The organism is Sphaerospermopsis sp. FACHB-1194, from assembly GCF_014696235.1.
Classification (GTDB): domain Bacteria; phylum Cyanobacteriota; class Cyanobacteriia; order Cyanobacteriales; family Nostocaceae; genus Sphaerospermopsis; species Sphaerospermopsis kisseleviana.
Map to the genome: position 1 here is coordinate 91,975 of NZ_JACJPU010000002.1, position 14,810 is coordinate 106,784.

Annotated in this window: 16 protein-coding genes and 3 pseudogenes; 8 read left to right on the plus strand and 11 right to left on the minus strand. The window is 35.1% G+C overall.

Features of this window, described 5'->3' with window-relative positions:
• From H6F45_RS01720 to H6F45_RS01730, 3 genes and pseudogenes are all read left to right on the plus strand, one after another.
• Positions 1–564, plus strand: a pseudogene (locus tag H6F45_RS01720) (nicotinate-nucleotide adenylyltransferase); the annotation flags it as partial.
• Positions 565–567: 3 nt separating this feature from the next.
• Entirely contained in the window at positions 568–1,314 is a 747-nt protein-coding gene (locus tag H6F45_RS01725) for an NUDIX domain-containing protein (RefSeq protein ID WP_190346299.1), read from the plus strand.
• A gap of 119 nt (positions 1,315–1,433) precedes the next feature.
• Entirely contained in the window at positions 1,434–3,110 is a 1,677-nt protein-coding gene (locus H6F45_RS01730) for an NAD+ synthase (protein WP_137667748.1), read from the plus strand.
• 104 nt (positions 3,111–3,214) lie between these two features.
• On the opposite strand, the gene H6F45_RS01735 is transcribed toward H6F45_RS01730, so the two are convergent.
• Both H6F45_RS01735 and H6F45_RS01740 read right to left on the minus strand, forming a co-directional pair.
• Positions 3,215–4,408, minus strand: a complete 1,194-nt coding sequence (locus H6F45_RS01735) for a DUF4336 domain-containing protein (protein ID WP_190346300.1) — start codon at positions 4,406–4,408, stop codon at positions 3,215–3,217.
• A 102-nt stretch (positions 4,409–4,510) separates the two neighbouring features.
• A complete protein-coding gene (locus H6F45_RS01740) occupies positions 4,511–5,197 on the minus strand; it encodes a tetratricopeptide repeat protein (RefSeq protein ID WP_190346301.1) in 687 nt (228 codons plus the stop codon).
• Between the two features lie 340 nt (positions 5,198–5,537).
• On the opposite strand from H6F45_RS01740, the pseudogene H6F45_RS01745 reads away from it, so the two are divergent.
• A pseudogene (locus tag H6F45_RS01745) lies at positions 5,538–5,869 on the plus strand (YbjQ family protein).
• A gap of 224 nt (positions 5,870–6,093) precedes the next feature.
• Positions 6,094–6,729 carry a hypothetical protein gene (locus tag H6F45_RS01750; RefSeq protein WP_190346302.1) on the plus strand — a complete coding sequence of 212 codons (636 nt, stop codon included), beginning with the start codon at positions 6,094–6,096 and terminating at the stop codon, positions 6,727–6,729.
• 132 nt (positions 6,730–6,861) lie between these two features.
• On the opposite strand, the gene H6F45_RS01755 is transcribed toward H6F45_RS01750, so the two are convergent.
• Positions 6,862–7,320, minus strand: coding sequence for a YbhB/YbcL family Raf kinase inhibitor-like protein (locus H6F45_RS01755; protein WP_242052542.1), 459 nt, complete (start codon positions 7,318–7,320; stop codon positions 6,862–6,864).
• 131 nt (positions 7,321–7,451) lie between these two features.
• Positions 7,452–7,712 (minus strand): hypothetical protein, encoded by a 261-nt coding sequence (locus tag H6F45_RS01760; protein ID WP_190346303.1) that lies wholly within the window; start codon positions 7,710–7,712, stop codon positions 7,452–7,454.
• A gap of 184 nt (positions 7,713–7,896) precedes the next feature.
• On the opposite strand from H6F45_RS01760, the gene H6F45_RS01765 reads away from it, so the two are divergent.
• Entirely contained in the window at positions 7,897–8,415 is a 519-nt protein-coding gene (locus H6F45_RS01765; protein ID WP_190346304.1) for a DUF29 family protein, read from the plus strand.
• A 63-nt stretch (positions 8,416–8,478) separates the two neighbouring features.
• Here H6F45_RS01765 and H6F45_RS01770 read toward each other — a convergent pair whose 3' ends face one another.
• The 7 genes and pseudogenes from H6F45_RS01770 to sufR form a co-directional block, all read right to left on the minus strand.
• Positions 8,479–8,877, minus strand: coding sequence for a type II toxin-antitoxin system PemK/MazF family toxin (locus H6F45_RS01770; protein ID WP_096566637.1), 399 nt, complete (start codon positions 8,875–8,877; stop codon positions 8,479–8,481).
• Positions 8,862–9,143 carry a hypothetical protein gene (locus tag H6F45_RS01775; protein ID WP_137668481.1) on the minus strand — a complete coding sequence of 94 codons (282 nt, stop codon included), beginning with the start codon at positions 9,141–9,143 and terminating at the stop codon, positions 8,862–8,864. The genes H6F45_RS01770 and H6F45_RS01775 overlap by 16 nt, the downstream gene beginning before the upstream one ends.
• A gap of 74 nt (positions 9,144–9,217) precedes the next feature.
• Positions 9,218–10,636: a serine/threonine-protein kinase gene (locus tag H6F45_RS01780; protein WP_190346305.1), complete on the minus strand. Its 1,419-nt coding sequence runs from the start codon at positions 10,634–10,636 to the stop codon at positions 9,218–9,220.
• A gap of 153 nt (positions 10,637–10,789) precedes the next feature.
• Positions 10,790–11,179, minus strand: a complete 390-nt coding sequence (locus tag H6F45_RS01785; RefSeq protein ID WP_137668479.1) for a type II toxin-antitoxin system VapC family toxin — start codon at positions 11,177–11,179, stop codon at positions 10,790–10,792.
• Positions 11,179–11,418 (minus strand): hypothetical protein, encoded by a 240-nt coding sequence (locus H6F45_RS01790; RefSeq protein ID WP_137668478.1) that lies wholly within the window; start codon positions 11,416–11,418, stop codon positions 11,179–11,181. The genes H6F45_RS01785 and H6F45_RS01790 overlap by 1 nt, the downstream gene beginning before the upstream one ends.
• A 38-nt stretch (positions 11,419–11,456) precedes the next feature.
• Positions 11,457–11,552, minus strand: a pseudogene (locus H6F45_RS27240) (type II toxin-antitoxin system HicB family antitoxin); the annotation flags it as partial.
• 47 nt (positions 11,553–11,599) lie between these two features.
• Positions 11,600–12,271, minus strand: coding sequence for an iron-sulfur cluster biosynthesis transcriptional regulator SufR (gene sufR, locus H6F45_RS01800; protein ID WP_190346306.1), 672 nt, complete (start codon positions 12,269–12,271; stop codon positions 11,600–11,602).
• Between the two features lie 229 nt (positions 12,272–12,500).
• On the opposite strand from sufR, the gene sufB reads away from it, so the two are divergent.
• On the plus strand, positions 12,501–13,940 hold the full coding sequence (gene sufB / locus H6F45_RS01805) for a Fe-S cluster assembly protein SufB (RefSeq protein WP_096566649.1): 1,440 nt from the start codon (positions 12,501–12,503) through the stop codon (positions 13,938–13,940).
• An 83-nt stretch (positions 13,941–14,023) separates the two neighbouring features.
• Positions 14,024–14,809 (plus strand): Fe-S cluster assembly ATPase SufC, encoded by a 786-nt coding sequence (gene sufC, locus H6F45_RS01810; protein ID WP_096566651.1) that lies wholly within the window; start codon positions 14,024–14,026, stop codon positions 14,807–14,809.
• The last annotated feature ends 1 nt before the right edge of the window (position 14,810 follow it).

Consider the following 14,810-nt stretch of genomic DNA (forward strand, 5'->3'; position numbering starts at 1 on the left):
ATGAAAAAGATCGCTTTATTCGGAACAAGTGCTGATCCACCAACTGCGGGACATCAAAAAATTATTAAATGGTTATCTCAACATTATGATTGGGTAGCGGTTTGGGCTGCTGATAATCCTTTTAAAGAGCAACAAACTCCTTTACCTCATCGTGCAGCAATGTTGAATTTGTTAATTACAGATATTCAAGCACCATTAGGTAATATTAGTTTGGAACAAGAATTAAGTAGTTGGCGAACTTTGGAAACATTAGAAAAAGCGAAATTAAGATGGGGTAATGATGTCGAATATACCTTAGTAATTGGATCAGATTTAGTTATTCAATTACCAAGATGGTATCATATTGAAGATTTATTAAAACAAGTGAAATTGTTGGTGATTCCTCGTCCTGGATATGTAATAGATAATATTAGTTTGGAAAAAATTAGGGAATTAGGAGGAAAAATTGCGATCGCTAGTTTAACAGGTTTAGATGTTTCCTCTACCGCTTTTCGTCAACAAAAAGATCATCAAACTCTCACACCCCCTGTTATAGATTATATTTATCGGGAGAAATTGTACGTTTAAATGCCACTACGTAACCATAAGAAAATCTCAAATTCCACACTTCAACAAACTTTGGCTGATTTTAAAGTCGGTGTGGATAATGTCATATTTTCTGTAGATACTACCAAAAATCGGCTGTTAGTTTTATTAGTAATGCGACAGCAAGAACCATTTTTAAATTCTTGGAGTCTCCCTGGTACTTTAGTTAGACAAGGAGAATCTTTAGAAGATGCTGCTTATCGCATTATGGCAGAAAAAATAAAGGTTAATAATCTTTATTTAGAACAACTTTATACTTTTGGTGGTCCAAACCGTGACCCCAGAGAAGAAATTAATAGTTATGGAGTGCGTTATTTATCAGTTAGTTATTTTGCTTTAGTTCGGTTTGAAGAAGCAGAATTAATTGCTGATAAAGTTGCGGGTATTGCATGGTATCCCGTTAAACAAATACCTCAGTTAGCATTTGATCATAATGAAATTATCACCTATGGACACAGAAGACTGAAAAATAAATTAGAATATAGTCCCGTAGCATTTGATGTTTTACCAGAAACCTTTACTTTAAATGACTTATATCAGTTATACACCACAGTTTTAGGAGAAAACTTTTCTGATTATTCAAATTTTCGAGCGCGTTTATTGAAACTTGGTTTTTTATTAGATACAGGAATTAAAGTATCAAGAGGTGCAGGTCGTCCCGCGAGTTTATATAAATTTGATGCAGAAGCTTTTGCACCGTTTAAGGATAAACATTTAGTTTTTATTTAAATTAGGTGACAGGTGACAGTTAATAGAGAATAGATAAAAATTAGTTACAAATCACCAATTACCAATCACCAATTACCAATTACCAATTACCAATTACCAATTACCTATTCCCTTGTCTTATGAAAATTGCAATTGCCCAACTTAACCCTATTATCGGTGACTTAACAGGAAACACTCAAAAAATCCTGGAAGTTGCACAACAAGCAGCAGCAAATAATGTCCGTTTATTATTAACACCTGAACTGTCTTTATGTGGTTATCCACCCAGGGATTTATTATTAAATCCTAGTTTTGTGAAATCAATGGATATCACATTAAAAAAATTAGCTCAAGATTTACCAGCTAATTTAGCTGTTTTAGTGGGAACTGTAGTTAAAAATAAAGATGCTCATATTACAGGGGGTAAAACTTTATTTAATAGTATTGCTTTATTAGAAGCAGGAAAAATTAAACAATATTTCTATAAGCGACTATTACCAACTTACGATGTATTTGATGAAAATCGCTATTTTGAACCAGGATTGCAAGCTAATTATTTCGCTTTAGATGATATCAATATTGGTGTGACTATTTGCGAAGATTTATGGAATGATGAGGAATTTTGGGGAAAACGTCATTATGCAGTTAATCCCATTGCTGATTTATCCATTTTAGGTGTAGATTTAATTGTCAATTTATCCGCTTCTCCTTATACAGTTGGTAAGCAAAAATTAAGGGAAGCAATGTTAAAACATAGTGCAGCCAATTTTCAACAGTCAATTATTTATACTAATCAAGTTGGTGGAAATGATGATTTAATATTTGATGGACGTAGTTTTGCTGTAAATAATCAGGGTGAAATTATTTGTCGTGCTAAAGGTTTTGAAACAGATTTTTTAACTATTGAATTTGATGAACAAATGCGAGATTTACAGTTAGATTCTATTTCCCCAGTTTATGAATCTGAAGATCAGGAAATTTGGCAAGCTTTGGTTTTAGGTGTGCGAGATTATGTAAAAAAATGCCGTTTTTCTCAAATTGTTTTAGGTTTAAGTGGTGGTATTGATTCCGCTTTAGTTGCTGCTATTGCGACAACTGCATTAGGTAAAGAAAATGTTTTAGGTGTATTAATGCCTTCTCCTTATAGTTCTGAACATTCTGTGAGTGATGCTTTAAAGTTAGGGGAAAATTTAGGAATTAAAACTCAAATTTTACCTATTGGGGAATTAATGCAAAGTTTTGATCATACTTTAGCTGATTTATTCACAGGTACAGAATTTGGTATTGCTGAGGAAAATATTCAATCTCGCATTCGTGGTACTTTGTTAATGGGGATATCTAATAAATTTGGACATCTGCTTTTATCTACTGGTAATAAATCAGAAATGGCTGTAGGTTATTGTACACTTTATGGTGATATGAATGGTGGTTTAGCGGTAATTGCAGATGTGCCAAAAACCCGTGTTTATTCTATTTGTAATTGGTTAAATACCCATCATCAAAAAGAAATTATTCCTCAACATATTATCACAAAAGCACCAAGTGCAGAGTTAAAACCTGGTCAAGTTGATCAAGATTCTTTACCAGCTTATGACATTTTAGATGATATTTTAGAACGGTTGATTAATAAACATCAATCAGCAGGGGAAATAGTTAATGCAGGTCATGATCAAGTAATAGTAAATAGGGTGTTAAAACTGGTTTCTATTGCGGAATTTAAACGCCGTCAAGCAGCACCAGGATTGAAAATTACTGATCGTGCTTTTGGTACTGGTTGGAGAATGCCTATTGCTAGCAAGGTAATTGGTGACTGGTGACTGGTGACTGGTGACTGGGGAAAATCAAGTCAAAAGTCAAAAATTCTGTTCCCTAATAATTACGAATTACATTCGCGTAGCGTTTCCGAAGGAAATATTACAAATTACACCTTTTCCTTTTGAGGTGTAGCAATACCCCGCTTCACTAAACCAGCTTCCAATTCTTCAATAAAACGCACATCTTCTTTTAATAAAGGTTGCTGATAACTCGCTTTTGGTTGCTTTTCTAAAAAACTAAATGCTTGTCTAAATTGTTGAGGAGTAGCTTTAATAGGTGCATCAAAATGACAAGAAATAATTTGTTGAAAATCCCAATTTGCAATTTGATCAGCCCATTCTATTACTTCTCTTCCTCCTTGAGGAAGGATGAGAATTTGTAAAATTGGGGCGACAAAAGGACGACCATTACCAGATAATGCAGTAAAGGTATCTTGCCAATTTTCATCCCATTTAAAGGGGAAAAAACCAAAGTATGCTTGATGTGAACGATCAGGGGATTTTTTGGCATCTTTCCACATTTCCCCAAGTTGAGAAATTTTGACTGCACTGGGACGAAAATAAATTGCAAATAAAGCTATTCTTTGCCAACCACGACGACGGTTATCAGCATTATCTATCATTTTTTGCTGGGCGTTGTCTCTAGCATGAAATAGTAAGGGATAGGGATCTATTTGTAAAATTTCTGGTGGTTCTTCAGAAATAGAAAGTATGGTATCTGTTAATAATAAAGTGCGAGATGGTTTGTGTAATAATGCAACTTCTTGGAAAGAACCTTTACCTAAATTGATATCTAAAATTTTATATTCAAATTCATTACCAAAGGGGTTGTTTTGATGATTTATTGATAAAAATAATGTCCGTTTTTGAGGAAAACCTAACCAAATGAGGGGAAGATTAAAAGGAATACTCCATTGATGGGGAGCAACATAAACTAAAGCCTGGGGAAATTTTCTGGCAAAAGGACCGACAAATATTTTATGTTCTAAACCGGAACTGGTAGGTAAAATTATATATTTTACTTCCCCATGTTTTTGTTCCAATTCTTTTACTAAATTGATACATTCTGGGGTAGGTGCTACAGGTGCATAAACTAAAAGTCCGCCTTCCTGTAGCTTAATTATGGTCATTCTAACTGGTACAACTGTATACAGAATGCCCTGTAATTGATCAAATATCCATAGGCTATCTTTGATAATTTCTCGGCATAGAGTCTTTCTTTTTCCGTAGGGATACAGAGGTAAAATAGGCCAAAAAGACCATGACAAATTTTGCTGATTTTCTATTCCCTGAGTATTCATAATTTTGGTAATTCACCAGAGTCTATTTCTTATTTTTAGCATTGGTTAGAGTTCAGCAATCATTTAATTTGTCAAGGAATTTTTTTCTGCTACCTACTAACATTAACCTCCGATCTCTCTGAGCATATTTTCTACTCTGTTTGCACCTTCTGCATCATTACTGCTGCGATATAAACTAAGAGCTTGTCTTAAAGCATTGCTGGCCTGTTGAGTTTGTCTACGTTGTTTGAACATTGAACCCATCAATTCATAAGTACGTGGATTGTTACGGTTTAATTTAATTGCTTCTTCAAAAGCCCACATCGCTGAGGTATAATCACCTAAAGCAGTTTGTGTGACACCTAAACCTAAATAAGCATTAAAATTGCTACGGTTTAGCTGGATGGATCGACGATAAGCTTCTTTTGCTCCGTTGGTGTCTCCTAAATTACCTTTGATATAACCTACAGCGTAATAAAAGTCACTATTATTCCCATCTAGGGCGATCGCACGACGATAAGCAGTTAAAGCTAACTGAAAATTACCTTGTTGAGCATATAAGAACCCAATTCCAGAATGAATTCTCGCATTTCTGGGAGCTAATTTTGCTGCTTCCTGATAGACAGCGATCGCCCCATTATAATCCCCCGCATCGACTAATTTCCGCCCTTCCTCTAATAATTCCCTTAACCGTGGGTTACTTGCTTGGGCAACTAATACCTCTGTACTTTCAGCCACTACAGGAATTGCAGTTACAAAACTTCCTAATAATAGAACAGCCACCAAAAATGATGTTTGTTTGTATACCATAAAGATCCTTAAATTTTAGTGAAGTTTTTGTTTGTACATTAAAACAAAAATATTTAGTTTTGAAAACTGTATTTATTCACATTAACAAAATCTTCTAAAATTGGTAATTTTTAGAACCCTGTCCTGTTGCTGTATATAGGAATTCAGGCGAACATCTATACTCATCTGATAAGTGGCAAGACTATGAACTAGATGCAATTCAATTGGCATTTACAAGTGTAGCAGGATGAAAATATAGGATGAAAATAAGATCCAAAAAGTTCCAGAAGTTATGGCAATCTGTATCAGAGGCACATAAAAACCCAAACTTTAAACTATTGGCTGTCAATAAGGAAATATTATGCTTTTAAGCATAACCGATGTCATTCAAGGCGCTGTCATTGATTCATATTTGGGCATTGTCACAGCGGAAGTTGTCTATGGCAGCAATTTTTTGCGGGACTTTTTAGCCAGCATTAGGGATATTGTTGGTGGACGGGACGTACTGGCAGCTACGAACGTTTATTTGAAGAAGGACAACGGAAAGCACTAGAACAACTAGTACAAAGAGCGCAACGTTTAGGAGCAGATGCTGTGATCGGAATTGAAATTGATACAGGCACAATTAACGTTGACCAATCTGGAGTTTTGTTACTGATTACTGCTACAGGTACGGCTGTAAAAATGCGTTAGAATTTTGTCTTTTTTGAATATGTAAAAAGTCTGAAAAATTCAACATTACATCTATATTTCAAAACTGTATTTCACAACCTTATCTTCTCACTAAAGACATAGTAATTAACTCTTTCCACTGATAGATAATAAAAACACAAAATAGCAATTTAATTGTAAATAAAAGCATAAAGCATAAATATACCTGAGCAACTTTACTGAAATAGCAAGGGAGAAAATAAACTATGTCTTATGTAAATAGAATAGGGGATGAAATTCTGCCTTCTGAGTCTGCGGTAGCTAGTCGAGTAACAGAATACCGCGATCGCGTGCGGTGGGGTCCAATAATTTCCGGTGTTTTAGTTGCTCTAGCTACGCAATTAATATTAAGTTCATTTTTTGGGGCGCTAGGTGCAGGTAGAATAGCTGACTCGTTAGCACCAAGAACAATCGCCGCCGGAATTATTAGTAATGTGGGGATTTGGTCAACCATAGCTTTATTACTTTCCCTGTTTCTGGGTGGTTGGATAGCAACCCGTGGTTGTGGACCAATGCACCGAGATACAGCTTTACTTAACGGTGCAATTCTTTGGGCGACTACTTTAGCAATTAGCTCTTTTCTATTAGCAAATGGAGTCTGGGGTGCTTTTGGGGTTGCTGCTTACAATGCAGCATCAGTAATTAATCAAATTCAAGGACAAGGTACTACGATACCACAAAATTTACCTGCTTTAACTGCTGAACAAACTCGTGAAATTGCCGCAGCAACTTCCAGAACTTTATGGTGGTTTGTCCTTGGTTCTCTATTAAGTTTAGCAGCAGCATTAATGGGTGCAGTTGCAGGTGCGCGTAGTCCTCGGACTAATAATTACAATCATTGATTTTGTCTGTGTTGAATATTTATCATATCTGTTTTTTTGGTAATGGGTAATTGGTAATTGGTGATTAGATCCCTGATTTATTATTTATTAAATGAATCGGGGATCTAATGATTCTTTTCATTGTTAAATCATTTAACCCTGACGTTGATATTTTCCCATTAATTCGGCTTTTGCTAAAACATGACCTGCTATTGCTGTTAAAATTTGATTTTTACTAACACCAGGTTCTAAATTTAGCTTTTTATCTAAAGCATAAAGATGGAAAAAATAACGGTGAGTTCCACTAGGAGGACAAGGACCACCATAACCCAATTTGCCAAAATCATTTTTACCCTGTATCCCACCATTAGCAATAGTTTTACCCGCAGGAATTTTTTCCGCTAATTGGTTAACTGAAGGGGGAATATCATAAATAACCCAATGTACAAAAGTATTTTTTGGTGCATCTGGGTCATCTACAATTAATACTAAACTTTGGGTATTGGGGGGAATTTCATCCCAATTTAAAGGCGGCGAAATATCCGCGCCATCACAGGTATATTTTGCAGGAATTAAACCATTATCTACAAAAGCACTGCTGGTTAATTTCATAGTTTTTGCTACCTTGGGATTACAACTAATTAGAGATAGTCCTAATAATCCAAAAATAGCAAAGGACTGAGTTATAAAAACTCGCCTTTTAGTTATATATATCAAGATCATGTCCCCTTATAAATTATCCCCTACCACTTCAAAAATGCTTCTTCTACTCCTTTTTCTCTTCTAATTTTTGCATCAATTTCAAACCAGTTAATAATTTGTTTTGCTGTCAAATCTTCAATGGGTACATCATATTCTTTGGCGATATGTTGTAAAATCCGTAAGGAGGAAATTGTCAATCTGGTTAAAAATTTTTCAGGGGAAGATAATAAAGCTGCGTCAACTTGTGCAGATTCGTCAGGGGTTAAAAATTGGCTTGATGATTGGTTGGGGGAGATATCCATAAGATTTAAACTGAAGTTGTTTTTATAATATTAAATCATATTGTGGTAATTTTTGAATAATTGTTTTTTCTCACGCTCCAGACGCAGAGAACGCAGAGAGGGGTTAATCATGGGGTTTGAGTTTCATTAACCATATTTGATGGTATATTAAATGTAGTTGAGTTAATTTGAGGTTAATACAAAGATGACACAGGAATTAATAGACCTCAGAAATAGTATCTTAGAACAGCGTTATAGCGATGCTTTAGCTATTGTTGATGAGTTAGAGGGGATGAGTAAGAAAGCAATTATACAACAAATAAAGTCTTTTTTAAAGATTTTACTAATACATTTAATTAAAAATCAAATTGAGCAACTGCTAACCAATTCCTGGGCAGCTTCTATTAGAAATTCAGTGGTAGGTATTCAAGATATCAACTTAAAGGAAAATAAAAAATCCTATTATATTAATGTTGATGAATGGGAAGATTTAATTTTAGAGGAGGTTATAGAGAAAGCTATTGCTGATGCAAGTGATGAGGTTTTAAATGGTGCATATAATCAATTTCAATTGGAGGAAATGATTGATAAACCGGAGTTGATAGCAAAAAGTTGTCAATTTTTAACTTTGACTTATGAACATTCGGCGAAAACTTTACCGAAAGCGATCGCGGAAGTTTTAATACAGTTACCAGGTGGGGAAAATTGGTTTAATCGTAAGTAGTTAAAGATCCCCAACTTCTTACTTCAATAGTTTATCCAAGAAGTCGGTGATATGGGTATTTCATCATTTTGGTTTTTTACCTCTTTCCCAAGCTTTTGATACTGGTGGTGGTGATGATGGCTTTTCTATAATTTCAATAATTGCGGTAATGACTTGATGAATTTTCTCATCTTTGATTTTTCCAATGTACCGAATTACGTTACTTTTATCAACCGTCGCAATAATATTAGGGCGAATATAGCAAGGACTTAAATTCAATTTACCAACTCTAAAATCTTGATCTTCTAACTTAATTTCATAATCTCGACCTGGTTTACTGGTGATAGGACAAATTATAATATTATTATTGTCCGATTCAGTTATAACTAAAGCTGGACGTTTCTTAGTGGTAGATGTATCAGAGAAAGGAAAAGGAACAGATATAACATCACCTTTAATTAAATGTTCTATAGATCCTTCCATGCTTCGTCTTCCTCTGGATCAAGCCAAACTTTATCTAATGATGATTCACTCATTTCTAAAAAATCTTTAACTAATGTTTTATCATCATCTATATCAACAGCTTGTAAATTTTTAACTACTTCTAATGGCAATCCAGTTAGTTTAACGATAAAATCTAAATCAATACCTTCTCGTAACATATTTACAGCAACTAGGGTTAAACCTTGCTGTAAACCTTTTTCCCATGCTTCCTGTAATGTTTGCACTTGAATTGATAGGTTGTTCACATTTTTTATATTTATGTAGTTATATTTTTGGAACTCAATTATATTGTATCATAAGATAATAAAAAATGTAAGGTTTAGCGATTTGGAAATATTGGGAGGAATTGATAGGTTAACCAGCCTAAAAATAAGCCTAACCAAGATGTGCCAAGTAATAATAAAAATTGATTCCATCTACTTAAACAATTCTCGAATTTTTTAGTAATTGTAACATAAATGAAAATCAAGACAATATTAATACAAAAAATAATAATACCAGCTAAACCGGCAATAGAACCCTCTCCTTTACCTTCAATTGATCCAATAGATAAATAAATAGGTCCCAACATAGCTAAAATCAAAGGTAAACTCAAAACCATTTGTAAAGCAAACTTTAAAAGCAAAGCTATGTACCAAGTTGATGAAAAATAAGGCAATGGTTTATTTAACACTAAAATCAAAGCAGAGATAAACGCCAAATTCAAACCTAAGAAACAAGCAAAAGCTGAATAATACCAAGGAGAAGATGCTAATAAAAATCCCATCATTGAATAACATATACCCATTAATTTCAATAACTTAAAACTAATATTGTTGAGTTTAGCCTTGTTATTAACACCTACAATAACAGGAACAGTTTTCTCTGTCCTAATTGTTTGATGTTCTATTTTCTGACTAATCTGATAAACCTGATTACTAAAATCAGGCAATAACTTTAACCATTCTCTCATAGATTGCGGACGATATTCTGCTTCTAAATTCATACCTTTAAGTATTGCCAGATTCAACCCATCACTAATACCAAAAACATATTTATTAGGAGAAATTAACGGTTTATTATACAATTTTCTATCCAGGGAACTTTCAGGACGTTTACCTGTAACTGCATAATATAAAGAAGCAGCTAAAGTATAAACATCTATGGTTACTTGTCTATTTCCTCCCATTTGTTCATAAGGTGCAAAAGCAATATTAGCAGGATGATGAGAAGTAAAATATCCATCTTGGGGCATTATTTCCCCAGCAATTCCAAAATCAATTAATACAGCTTTACCATTTTTTTGTACCATAATATTACCAGGGTGTGTATCCCGATGAACTAAACCCTGTTGATGAACAAAAATTAAAGCCTCTCCAATTTGTTTGATATATCCTACCGCTTCTAATTCTGGTAATGCTCCCCGTTTCTGTACCAAATTAAATAAACTCTCACCAGGCACAAAATCCATTATTAAACAATATGTTTTACTTTCTTCAAATAACTCATTTACACGGACAATATTCGGGTGTGGTTGTTGAGAAAGTTTGGCTAATTTGCGTCCTTCTTGAATAAATCTTTTCACATAATTGGGGTATTCTGAATCATTTTTTAGGCTTTCATTAGGCGTTTTAATTACTACCCACTGCTTTAAAAGTGTATGTTGTGCTTGATATGTAATCCCGAAACCACCTTCTCCCAGAACTTTTTCTATAACGTATCTCCCACCCTGTAATTTATCACCTTTTTGCCAAACCATAGATTACAGATGCCTAAAATATAGTTATGTACATTTTGGCACAGTCGGGTATGATTTGGGTAGTGTGGTGATGTTATTTTAATTTGAAGAGGTAGAACCTCTATATAGCATTCCCAGTCTCCGACTGGGAACGAGGAAATAAAAACTTCTTCACTACTTGAGTGTTTTCACATGAGGATAGTTAAGAATTTTAGCATCAGCAGTTAACAAAAAACAATCATAAAATCTGGCAGTAGCGACAATAAGTTGATCAAACGGATCGCTATGAAAACCGTTTAACTGAGTTGAATCAACAATTATTGGTAAGGATAAATTTAATAATTTTACTCCTGGATAAGCTAAAGCAAATTCTAGCCATTTATCAATATCTAAGGGTAAGATGAGTCTATTTTTCTCTACTAATTTTGCTACTTCCCAACAAGAAAGAATACTAACTCCTAAACCATCAGATTCATAATCTTTTAACCATTGTTTTTGTTGTTGTGTCAGTCGTGAATCGTTCTGAACCCACCAAACCCAGATATGTGTATCAAGTACAATCATTATAGAACTTCCCAATCTTCTAAACCAACGGGTTCTGTAGGTTCTTCATAAGAGTATGGCTGTGTATTTTGCAATGGATAAAGATTGGTATTTGATTGTGGTTTTACTGACACTTTTTGATCTGAATGTTTAGCTTCGAGAATAATCACTTCCACAGCTTCACCTGCTTGAAATGGTAAACCCCGCAGTGTCAGAGTTCCATCTTCAGTTAAAGTTATTTCTATTTTGTGAGCGTTCATACTTTTATGTATAATAGTAATAGTTAATCAATCGTTTATCCCTGAATATAACAGGCTTTAAGTTGAGGAACTTCACCAATATCAATACCATTTTCATCTCTTTCAATTACTACATAAAATTCTTTATTTTTTATATTTTTTCCTCATCCGCGTTCATCTGCGTTCATCTGCGTTCAACATCCTACCTCTTCTGTACCAAATACCCGCAACGATGCTCACCATGAATTAACCAATGAGTCCTTTCCACACTACAATCTGGTAAAATCGCTCCAAACATTTCCAACTCATGACCACACACACTAGGAAACGACTCAGCCACATTAGAAATAGCGCAGGTGTGTTCCATAAATAAAAACCTATCACCACCGTTAGCATCTGATTCTATAGGGTGAAACTCAGCCATAAAACCTTCAGCTTTTCGCAATTCCACCAAAGCGGCAACCCGTTCCTTTAAAGAACCATTACCCACCCTTTCCCGATATTCCAGCGCCTTTCTTTCCCACTGTTTTTGTAAAATCGTTTTTACCTGCTCACGCCCTACAGTTTCCGCTAAAGTATCTAACAGCGCAACCGCAAACTCTCCATAACCACCACCGACACTGCTAACACTCTTTTGTAAATGTTCCCTACCCCTTTGACTTAAACTATATATATGTTGAGGCCTACCCATACCAGAATTTTCCGGTATAGAATATATCACTAATTCTTCAGCCTCCAAATCCTTTAAATGGCGACGAATCGCTTGGGGGCTAACTTCTAATATTTCCGCAAGTTCAAGAGCCGTAGCTTGTGAGTGTTTTAAAAGATACTCTAGTATATCCTGCTTAGTAGAGGACTGCTGGGTAGTGGCCATGTTAGTCCCAATAAAAATTTCCAAAAATTCAAAAAATCTCTAAAAAAATTTGACTAAAACAACATTGTTGTTGTTAATCTATCGTACAATAGATTTAGATTAAACAACAGCCGAGTTGTTTTAGTGTGTAAACCTATTCTAACAGCCCTGTTAGCGATCGCTAACAAAAAACGGGAATCAGCTTTATAGAACCCGTCGCCTATCCTTTAAAGAGAACACAAGAGAACCGATGAGCGCATCCGTCAAAACCTTAGTTAACCAACCTTACAAGTACGGTTTTGTCACCGACATCGAAACCGACACCATCCCTCGTGGACTAAATGAAGACATTATTCGCTTAATTTCCGCTAAAAAAGAAGAACCGGAATTTATGCTAGAATTTCGTCTTCGTGCTTACCGTCAATGGTTGAAGATGACCGAACCTACATGGCCTCATGTCACCTATCCACCTATTAATTATCAGGATATCATTTATTATTCCGCACCGAAACAAAAGAAAGAAAAACTCAACAGTTTGGATGAAGTTGATCCCACTTTATTGGAAACCTTCGAGAAATTAGGTATTCCTTTAAATGAACAAAAAAGATTAACTAATGTTGCTGTTGATGCAATTTTTGACAGTGTTTCTGTAGCGACTACTTATAAAGAAAAACTCGCTAAAGATGGCATTATTTTCTGTTCTATTTCCGAAGCATTACGGGAACATCCAGAATTAGTAAAAAAATATCTGGGTAGTGTTGTACCTATTGCTGATAATTATTTTGCGGCTTTAAATTCCGCAGTATTCAGCGATGGCTCTTTTGTTTATATCCCCAAAGGTGTAAAATCACCAATGGAATTATCAACTTATTTCCGCATTAATTCCGGTGATACAGGACAGTTTGAAAGAACCTTAATTATTGCCGAAGATGATAGTTATGTTTCCTATTTAGAAGGTTGTACAGCACCGATGTACGACAGCAATCAATTACACGCTGCGGTTGTGGAATTGGTAGCTTTAAATAATGCGGAAATTAAATATTCTACCGTGCAAAACTGGTACGCTGGGGATGAAAATGGTAAAGGTGGAATTTACAACTTTGTAACCAAGCGCGGTTTGTGTCAAGGTGTCAATTCTAAGATTTCTTGGACTCAAGTAGAAACCGGTTCTGCTATTACTTGGAAATATCCTAGCTGTGTGTTAGTTGGTGATAATTCTGTGGGTGAGTTCTACTCTGTTGCATTAACAAATCATAAGCAACAAGCTGATACTGGCACTAAGATGATTCATATTGGTAAAAACACTCGCAGTACAATTATTTCTAAAGGTATTTCTGCTGGAAAATCAAGTAATAGTTACCGGGGTTTGGTGAAGATTAATCCTACTGCGAAGGGTGCTAGAAATTATTCTCAATGTGATTCGATGTTAATTGGGGATAATGCACAGGCTAATACTTTTCCTTATATTCAAGTTCAGAATAATACTGGAAAGGTTGAGCATGAAGCATCTACTTCTAAGATTGGTGAAGATCAATTATTCTTTTTTGCTCAACGTGGTATTTCCGCAGAAGATGCTATTTCTATGATGATTAGCGGTTTCTGTAAGGATGTTTTTAATCAGCTTCCTATGGAGTTTGCTGTTGAGGCTGATAAGTTATTGAGTTTGAAGTTGGAAGGTAGTGTGGGTTAATCTGTTTTCTTTGAGGTTTTTTTTGAAACGAACCGCAAAGTACGCAAAGTTCACAAAGAAAGAAGAGAGAAGAGAGAGAGAACATGATTATTGAAAATAGTGATTTGATTTTGTCTGTTAAGGATTTGAAGGCTGATGTTGATGGAACTCAAATTTTAAAGGGGTTAAATTTGGAGGTTCGCGCTGGTGAAGTTCACGCGATTATGGGTCCAAATGGTTCTGGTAAGAGTACGTTTTCTAAAGTGTTAGCGGGACATCCTGCTTATTCTGTGACTGGTGGTGAGGTGATTTTCCAAGGACAAAATCTTTTGGAAATGGAAGCGGAAGAACGCGCTAGAAGTGGTGTGTTTTTGGCTTTTCAATATCCTCTAGAAATTCCCGGTGTGAGCAATTTGGATTTTTTACGGGTTGCTTATAATTCTCGGAGAAAAGCTCAAGGTTTGGAAGAAGTTGACGCTTTCGATTTTGATGATTTGGTTGAAGAAAAGTTGGAAGTTGTGAAAATGAATCCTTCTTTTCTCAATCGTAGTGTGAATGAGGGTTTTTCTGGTGGTGAGAAAAAGCGGAATGAAATTCTGCAAATGGCTATTTTAGAACCTAAGTTAGCAATTTTGGATGAAACTGATTCTGGTTTAGATATTGATGCTCTGAAAATTGTTGCTAATGGGGTGAATCAGTTAACTAATGCTGAAAATGCCACAATTATGATTACTCACTATCAGCGTCTTCTTGATTATATTGTCCCTGATTTTGTTCATGTAATGGCTCAAGGACGCATTATTAGAAGTGGTGGTAAAGAGTTAGCTTTAGAGTTAGAATCTCGTGGTTATGATTGGGTGTTGGAAGAAGCTTTAGGAGTAGGTGTGTAAT